Below are 8550 nucleotides of genomic sequence, written 5' to 3' on the forward strand. Positions count from 1 at the left end.
ACCGCGAGCTCGTAGCGAGGCTCCAGCGGATCGTCCTATTACGATCCGACTCCGACCGTGATCGATCCGCCCGACCAGAAGGAGACCGACATGACCGCCGCACTTTCGGTGCAGCTCTATAGCGTGCGAGACGCGCTCGCCGCCGACCTGCCGAGAACACTCGACCGCTTGGCGGGACTCGGCTTCGCGAACGTCGAACTCTTCGACTTCGTCGACCGAGTGGACGAGTACCGCACCGCGCTCGCGAACGCGGGCCTCACCGCGCTCTCGGGCCACGCCGCGCTCGCCGAGGGCGATGCCGAGCGCGCACTCGACGCCGCGGCCGCCCTCGGCATGCGGACGCTCATCGAACCGATGATCCGCCACGGATGGGAGACCGCGGACGGCGTGTCCGCCATCGCGGAACGACTGGGGCAGATCGCCGCCCAGGCCGGGCCGCTCGGCATCGAGGTCGGATACCACAACCACACCTGGGAGTTCGAGTCCGAAATCAACGGACGCAACGCCTACGACGTGTTCGCGGAACGGCTCGACCCCGCGGTGGTGCTCGAAATCGACACGTACTGGGCCGAGGTCGGCGGCGCGAGCGCGCCCGCGGTCCTGGCCCGCCTCGGCGACCGCGTGCGGCTGCTCCACGTCAAGGACGGACCCCGCAGCACCGATGCGTCCGCGCAGCAGCCCGCGGGATCGGGCGCCATGCCGATCAAGGAGATCCTGGCCGCCGCACCCCGGGCCGTGCGGGTCATCGAATTCGACGACTACGCCGGCGACATCTTCGACGGGCTCGCGCAGAGCCTGCGGTTCGTCTCCGGGCAGGCGTCGTGAGCACCGGGCCGGTAGGCGTCGGCGTCATCGGCGCGGGAGTCATCAGCGGCGAGTACCTGCGCAACCTCACGACGTTCCCGGACCTCTCCGTGCGATTCGTGGCCGACCTCGACACGGACCGGGCCAAGGCGCAGGCGGACGCGTTCGCCGTCCCAGCATCGGGAACGGTGGCCGAACTCCTCGCACGCGAGGACATCGAGATCGTGGTGAACCTGACGATCCCCGCCGTGCACGTGGAGGTCGGCCTCGAGATCCTGCGCGCCGGCAAGCACGTGTGGAGCGAGAAGCCCGTCGCGATGGACCGCGAGAGCAGCCGGCTGCTGCTGGACGAGGCGAAGCGACGCGGCCTCAGAGTCGCATGCGCGCCGGACACCGTTCTCGGCTCCGGCATCCAGACCGGCCTGCGAGCCATCAAGGACGGCCGGATCGGGGAACCCCTCACCGCCCTGGCGATCATGCAGTCCCCCGGCCCCGAGTCATGGCACCCGAGCCCGGAGTTCCTCTTCGACACCGGCGGCGGCCCGCTGTTCGACATCGGACCGTACTACCTGACCGCCCTCGTCCACATCTTCGGTCCGGTGCGCCGCGTCAGCGCGACCTCGTCGCGGTCGCGCGCCACGCGCGTCATCGGTTCGGGCCCGCGCGCCGGAACGGAGTTCCCGGTGAACGTGCCGACCGCGCACAGCGCGCTGCTGGAGTTCACCAGCGGCGCGAGCGCGGTGGCCGTGTTCAGTTTCGAGTCGCACCTGACGCGGGCCGGCCTCGTCGAGGTCACCGGAGCCTCGGGCACGCTCGCGCTCCCCGACCCGAACGGCTTCGGCGGCCCCTCACAGCTGTGGCGGGACGGCGGCGAGCCGGACGTGATCGATGCGGTCGGAGCTGAATACGGCAGAGGCGCCGGCGTGCTCGACCTGGCCCGCGCCATCCGATCGGGAGCGGACGAGCGGGCCTCCGCCGTCGTCGCCTTCCACGTGCTCGACGTCATGGTCGCGATCACGGAGGCCGCGGCATCCGGGAGCGCCGTCACACCACAGAGCACTGCGACCCAGCCCGATGCACTTCCGCACCAATGGGACCCGGCGGCCCGCACGCTCTGACCGCTAACGCTCGCTCACCAGCTCCTGGGGCCTCGAGCCGCAATGATGTCGTCGTAGCCTGAGCGGTAGTCGGGGTATCGCAGCGTTCCAAGGAGCGATGCGAGCCGCTCGCCCGAGATGATGTGTCCGCTCGATCCGGTGGGCAGCGCCGGCGGTGCCGGGATCTGCAGTCGCCGCGCGATGTGATCGGCGACCTCGCCGCGTGTGGCCGGGTGGTTGTCGACCGCATGCAATGTCGGCGGCGGGTTCGGTGCGCGCAGCAGTTCGCGCAGCGCGCGCACCAGGTCGGTCTCGTGGATGCGGTTGGTACGCCGTTGCCGGTCTATCGGGATACCGCGCACAACCTGGCGGATCAGATGTTCTCGGCCTGGCCCGTAGATCCCCGCCGGGCGAATGACGACCGCGTCGAACAGGCGGCGGGCCTCGGACTCGCTGTCGAGGAGGGCTTGTGTGCGCGGACTCGCCGGGCTGGGAGTGTCGTCCTCCGTGAGCGTCCGGAGTCCCAGGTCACCGTCGAACACGCGGGTCGAGGACACCAAGATCACGCGCCGCGGCCGAGCGGGCAGGGCCGCCGCGAGTCGGCGCAGCGGGTCCACGAGGTCTGGCGATTCGCGCTCGGACGCGCCCGGTGTCAGGGTGACGACCATCGAGTCGACCGATGGGAGCTCGGCGGTGAAGGGCCGGCGGTAGTCGAGCGCGATGCCCGTGAAGGACCGAGGGAGGACCTCGATGTCGCGTCGCACCGCGAAGACCCGATGCCCCGCCTCGATGAGCGCTTCGCCGAGTCGGATACCGACCTTCCCGCAGCCGAATAGGAGTACGGAGGCATTGAAGTTCTCCATCGCCCGCCCCTCCTCTTCGACCTATCTACGATAGTCGCATGAGTGATCGACGCGGCCGTGTCGCGAAGCCGTTTGACACCGTTCTATGCGGTCCGGGCGGTTTGCGTCAGGCTGCCTGCGACGCCCCTCCACCACCCTGGAGCGTTCGAGGCGAAGCTTGCCCGAAGCGGTAGTCAGCCGTCCTCCCCCCTTGAAGCGGCGTACGGGGGCCAGATCAACTGCTGTCTCGACCAGAGCCAGCCACCCCGCGTAGGGCAGGGCGCGGGGCACCTTCAATGCCGCCTCCGCCGAAAGAGTTTTGGCCCGTCGATGAATCGACGGGCCAAAACTAAGATATATTCCTATATTTACCTATACTGACGACAGTAGGTGCCACCTTTGAACATGGGGCACCAAGAGAGGGGCCGTGACGTGAGTCGCGGCCCTCTTTCGTGTCTTCAAAGCTCCCCGTGTGAAGCTGTTTGCAGTAGCGCTTGAGCCCATCCATCGCCGCTTATGACGGCCACCGTCAGGCGCTCGCCGCGGACTTGTTCGGCGACCCGGCCCGGCCTTGCTCAAGATCGTCGACGCCGAGCACCCGCCGCTGCGGGTCTTCTTCGGACATTCCCTCAGAAACTCGTTCCCCACGTCTACGCCGAGCTGCTCAAGACCTGGGGACCTGGGCCGACCTCTCTGTGGAGGCCGAGCGACTCACGGTCTAAAACTCGCGCTGATCGCCTGCGCCAACTCGGCTTGTCGCTTATCTGCGGGCCGATGTCGAAGTCGAGGGAGCTCGGCCGGTTGTGCCTCGGACGACCAGCTTGGGAGTCAGGACGACGTCGCGGGGAACCGTGCAAGTGCCCTCGAGGCGTTCGATGATGGCGGCCACCGCGTGCTCGGCCTGCTGGGGGATGGTCTGGCTGACCGTGGTCAGGTTGATGTAGGCCATTTGCGACAGGAGGCTGTTGTCATATCCGGTGACGGAGACCTGGCCGGGTACGTCGATCCCGGCCCGGTTGAGGCCGTCGAGAAGCCCGGTGGCCGACCGGTCATTGGCCGCGATGACGGCCGTCGGCAGCTCCTCGAACTCGACCAGCGCCGCGACGGCAAGCCTGCCGGACTCCTCGGTGAAGTCGCCCGAGATCACGTGCGCGTACTCGCTTAGTCCGTTGCGGCGCATGCCGTTGCGGTAGCCACGCCGGCGGTCGGCGGAGATGTTGTTTCGGCCCCCGTCGACGTGGACGATGCGCCGGTGCCCGAGCTCGACCAGGTGGTCGACGATCTGCTCGATGCCCTTGTCGTCGGCGGTGCGCACGAGGTCGATGCGGTCGGACTTGAGACGGCGCCCGATGGCGACCAGCGGTAGTTGGCTGCCCAACTCGTCCAGCCTGGCGTCGATGACCTCGGGACCGAGGAGGATGAGTCCCTCGCAGCGCAGTTCCAACAGGGTCTCGATGGACCGTTCCTCGTCGTGGGTGCGCGAACGTGGGCTGAGCGCCAGCTCGTAGCCGCGCTCGTCGGCGGCGGCCTGGATCTCGTCGACCAGCTCGGCGTGGAAGCTGCTGCGCAGGATCATCGAGACGCCCAACAGGTGGTTGCGCCGCCGGGCGAGCAGGCTCGCCGTGCGGTTGTGCCGGTAGCCGATCGCGGTGGCGGCCTCCAGAACCTTGGCCCGGTTCTCCGGGCTCGCGCCCGGAGCGCCCCGAAACACGAGGGAGACCAGGGCCTTGGACACGCCGGCCCGCTCCGCGACGTCGCGCATCGTGGGGCGTCCGCCTGGACGCTGCGGGTCCTGCTCGTGGTGCTTCTCGTTCACATCGTCCCTCCACTTTTTGGCGGCCCAGTCGGGCCGACCGACCGCTTCACAGCTTGCCGCATCCCTTGTAGTGCCGATCGTCCGCGGTGCGTCCGAAGCGGCCCTGGTTTTCGATGCCGTTACCGAACTGTTGCTTAAAAGTATAGACCGGTCTAGGGTCAAGCCTTGACGCAAATGACTAGACCGGTCTAGGTTTATCTCTAGACCGGTCTAGTGTCGGTTGTCACAGACAGACTGGAATTGCAGGTCACAGCGGCAAAAGTCGCCTTACAAAACGAGGAGTTTCGATGGGGAAGCCTTCGATCGGCGTCGCGGTCATCGGCGCCGGCATGGCGGGCCGGGCGCACGCCGCCGGTTACCGGACGGCCTCGACGCTGTACGAGACCGATCTGCCCGAGGTCCGAATGGTCGCCGTCGCCGACAAGCACGAGCCCTTCGCGGTCGACGCCGCCAAGCGCTACGGGTACGAGCGATCTGAGACCGACTGGCGGGCCGTCGTCGACGCCCCCGACGTGGACGCCGTCAGTATCGTCGTCGCCAACTCGCTCCACCGCGAGATCGCCGAGGCCGCGCTCGCGGCGGGTAAGCACGTCCTCTGCGAGAAGCCGATGGCCCCCAGCGTCCCCGACGCCGAGGCCATGGTCCGCGCCGCCGAAGGCACCGGCCTCGTGGCGGCCCTCGGATTCACCTTCCGCCGCAACCCCGCGATCAACGCCATCCGCGACCGCATCGAGAACGGCGAACTCGGGCCCGTGCGCCACTTCGAGGGCCACTACTGGTGCGATTACGGCTTCAATCCGAACGCGCCGATGAGCTGGCGCTACAAGGGCGGGCCCGGTTCGGGCATCCTCGCCGACACCGGCAGCCACGTCATCGACCTCGGCGAGTTCCTTTGCGGCCCCGTCGAAAACGTGCGCGGCACCGTGTTCTCCACCGTGAACACCACCCGTCCGGTCCCGCTCGGGATGGCCGTCGGCCACGCGGGCGGCGTCGAGCTCTCCGACGAGCGCGAGACGGTCGAGAACGAGGACATCGCCACCTTCAACCTCACCTTCGCGGGCGGCGCCACCGGCACGATCCAGGTCTCCCGCATCGCTTTCGGCTCGGCGAACGCCCTGGGCCTCCGCGTCTTCAGCCAGAACGGTTCGGCCGCGTTCGAACTCGATCGCCCCGCCCAGTTCGACGTCGCCGACCAGTCCTCCCCGGCCAACTCGATCGGCTACCGGCAGGTCCTCGCCGGGCCCTCCCACCCGTACCTCAAGGGCGGCATGGCCATGGACTTCCCCAGCGTCGGTTACGGCCAGAACGAGGGCTTCGTCTTCCAGGCCCGCGCCTTCCTCGACCAGATCGCCGGCTTCGACCGGCTCCCGCCCTGCCCGTCCTTCGCACACGGGCTCCACAACCTCAAGGTCCTCGATGCCGTCGTCGAGGCCGCCAACGCCAACGGAAAGGCAGTACTCGTATGAAACTCGGCGCCTACACCGCCTGCCTGCACGACCGCCCCCTGGAGCAGGCCCTCGATCTGCTCGCCGAGCTGGGTCTCACCAGCGCGGAGGTGAACACTGGAGGGTTCCTGCCCGCCCCTCACGTTCCGATCGAGAGCATCCTCGCCTCGGATTCGGCCCGCGACGACTACCTCGGCCTGTACGACAAGGCCGGTATCGCCCTTACCGGGCTCAACTGCAACGGCAACCCGCTGCACCCCGACCCCGCGGTCGGGACCGTGCAAGCCGAAGACCTGCGCCGCTCCATCGAGGTCGCAAGTCGCCTGGGCGTCAAGCGGATCGTCACCATGTCGGGCCTTCCGGCGGGCGAAGCGAGCGGTGAGCGCGTGAACTGGGTGGTCAACCCCTGGAACACCACCCTGCTCGAATCAATCGAGTACCAGTGGGAGGTCCTCGTCCCGTTCTGGAAGGACATCCAGGCGCGCGCCGCGGACGCCGACGTGAAGATCGCCATCGAGCTGCACCCACACAACACGGTCTTCAACCCGGCCACCTTCCTGCGGCTCGCCGAGGCCATCGACTCCACCCACGTCGGCGTGGAGATGGACCCGAGCCACCTGTTCTGGCAGGGCATGGACCCGGTCGCCGTGGTGGACCACCTCGGCGAGTGGATCTTCCACGCCGCCGCCAAGGACATCAAGATCTACGAGGACAGCGTCAAGATCAACGGCGTCCTCGACGAGCGGTTCACCCGCATCCCGCTGGAGGATGACCCCCTCCCGGTCGGCGGCCGATACACCGTCACGCGTTGGCCCGCGAACCCCACCTGGGAGTTCGTCGCGCTTGGCCAGGGGCACGACAACGCCTACTGGACGCGCTTCCTGCAGGCGCTCCACCGGGTCGACCCGGACATGGCCGTGAACATCGAGCACGAGGACCAGCACTTCGACCGCGTCGAGGGCCTGCGCCTCGCCGCCGAAAACCTGAAGGCCGCCTACACCGCGGCCGGAATCTAGATTCCGCAACGGAATCACTGCCCATTCAGCAAGCTGACGAAGCAAGGAAGAAGGATCACCGATGAAGTTGCTTCCCTTCAAAAATATGGCCTTCAAGTGGAGACTCGCGGCCTTGGCCGCGGCGATCGCCCTAGGTGCAGCGGCCTGCTCCAGCGAGGGCGGGCGCGAAGCCGACGAGCAGTCGGCCACCGACGACGTCGACTTGACGATCGCGATGATCACCCACGCCCCCTCGGGGGACACGTTCTGGGACATCATCCGCAAGGGCGCCGAGGACGCCGCCGACAACTACGGCGTCGACTTCGAGTACTCCAACAGCATTGAGCTCAGCGAGCAGGCGACGCTCGTCCAGAACGCCGTCGACCGCGGTGTGGACGGCATCGCTATCTCCAATCCGAACCCGGACGCGCTCAACCCGGCGATCCAGGAGGCGGTCGACGCCGGCATCCCGGTCGTCGAGTTCAACGCGGGCGTCGACAACTGGCAGGACTCGGGCGCGCTCATGTTCTTCGGCCAGAACGAGACCGTCTCGGGCGTGGCCGCGGGGGAGCGGCTCGCCGCCGAAGACGCGGGCAAGGTCCTGTGCGTTCTCCAGTCCCAGGGCCAGGTCCAGCTTGAAGCCCGCTGCGACGGTGTCATCGAAGGCTTCGGGGGCGAGACGGAGAAGCTCTACGTGGACGGCGAGGACATGACCTCGGTCCAGTCCACCATCGAGGCGAAGCTGCGTGAGGACCCCGCGATCACGCACGTCATGACGCTCGGCGCGCCGATCGCGATGACCGCCATCCAGTCGGCCGAGGCCGCCGGATCCGAGGCGAAGGTCGCCACCTTCGACCTCAACGGCGAAGCGGTCGGCGCGATCCAGGACGGCAGCCTCCTCTGGGCCATCGACCAGCAGCCCTACCTACAGGGCTTCCACTCGGTCAACGGACTGGTCCTATACGCCACCAACGGCAATGTCCTGGGTGGCGGTGAAGCGGTCCTGACCGGGCCGACCTTCGTGGATACCACCAACGTCGACGCGGTCGCCGAGTACGCCGAACGCGGCACCCGATAACCGAGACCGGTGCTCCTCCGCGTCGTTCCGTGCACGGAGGAGCACCACTCGATCCACTAGCCAAGAAGGAGCCAACCGGTGTCGCCAAAGGCATCAGATCCGTTCGAGGTTCTCACCATGGGCCGGGTCGGCGTGGACATCTACCCGAACCAGGTCGGCGTGGGCCTGGACGAGGTGACGTCGTTCGGGAAGTACCTGGGCGGCAGCCCCACCAATGTCGCGGTCGCGGCGGCCCGCTATGGGCGCTCCAGCGCGGTCATCACCCGTACCGGGATGGACCCGTTCGGCCGTTTCATTCACCTAGCCCTGCAGGACTATCGGGTGGACGACCGCTTCGTGTCCGAGGTCCGCGGGCTTCCGACTCCGGTCACGTTCTGCGAGATCTTCCCGCCGGACGACTTCCCGATCTACTTCTACCGCGAGCCCAAGGCACCGGACCTGGACATCCGGCCCGATGAACTGGACCTGGACGC

8 protein-coding genes are annotated in these 8550 nt (G+C 67.8%); 6 read left to right on the forward strand and 2 right to left on the reverse strand.

Annotation, left to right across the window (positions count from 1 at the left end):
- Positions 1-90: 90 nt before the first annotated feature.
- Both FAB82_RS27650 and FAB82_RS23690 read left to right on the forward strand, forming a co-directional pair.
- Positions 91-825 carry a sugar phosphate isomerase/epimerase family protein gene (locus tag FAB82_RS27650; RefSeq protein ID WP_211116817.1) on the forward strand — a complete coding sequence of 245 codons (735 nt, stop codon included), beginning with the start codon at positions 91-93 and terminating at the stop codon, positions 823-825.
- Complete coding sequence (locus FAB82_RS23690; protein ID WP_211116818.1) at positions 822-1922, forward strand: Gfo/Idh/MocA family protein; 1101 nt, start codon at positions 822-824, stop codon at positions 1920-1922. The genes FAB82_RS27650 and FAB82_RS23690 overlap by 4 nt, the downstream gene beginning before the upstream one ends.
- A gap of 14 nt (positions 1923-1936) precedes the next feature.
- On the opposite strand, the gene FAB82_RS23695 is transcribed toward FAB82_RS23690, so the two are convergent.
- Positions 1937-2764: a sugar nucleotide-binding protein gene (locus FAB82_RS23695; protein ID WP_136537032.1), complete on the reverse strand. Its 828-nt coding sequence runs from the start codon at positions 2762-2764 to the stop codon at positions 1937-1939.
- 739 nt (positions 2765-3503) lie between these two features.
- The gene (locus FAB82_RS23700) at positions 3504-4559 is read right to left on the reverse strand and encodes a LacI family DNA-binding transcriptional regulator (RefSeq protein ID WP_211116819.1); all 1056 of its coding nucleotides are present in this window, start codon (positions 4557-4559) and stop codon (positions 3504-3506) included.
- 287 nt (positions 4560-4846) lie between these two features.
- Here FAB82_RS23700 and FAB82_RS23705 point away from each other — a divergent pair, with 287 nt between their 5' ends.
- The 4 genes from FAB82_RS23705 to FAB82_RS23720 form a co-directional block, all read left to right on the forward strand.
- Positions 4847-6025: a Gfo/Idh/MocA family protein gene (locus FAB82_RS23705; protein ID WP_136537033.1), complete on the forward strand. Its 1179-nt coding sequence runs from the start codon at positions 4847-4849 to the stop codon at positions 6023-6025.
- Entirely contained in the window at positions 6022-7020 is a 999-nt protein-coding gene (locus FAB82_RS23710) for a sugar phosphate isomerase/epimerase family protein (protein WP_136537034.1), read from the forward strand. The genes FAB82_RS23705 and FAB82_RS23710 overlap by 4 nt, the downstream gene beginning before the upstream one ends.
- A 61-nt stretch (positions 7021-7081) precedes the next feature.
- Positions 7082-8077, forward strand: coding sequence for a sugar ABC transporter substrate-binding protein (locus FAB82_RS23715; protein WP_246039793.1), 996 nt, complete (start codon positions 7082-7084; stop codon positions 8075-8077).
- A gap of 117 nt (positions 8078-8194) precedes the next feature.
- Positions 8195-8550 (forward strand): PfkB family carbohydrate kinase (locus tag FAB82_RS23720; RefSeq protein WP_342799485.1); only part of this gene is annotated, 356 nt, incomplete at its 3' end.

Source organism: Glycomyces buryatensis, assembly GCF_004912275.1.
Lineage (GTDB): Bacteria > Actinomycetota > Actinomycetes > Mycobacteriales > Micromonosporaceae > Glycomyces > Glycomyces buryatensis.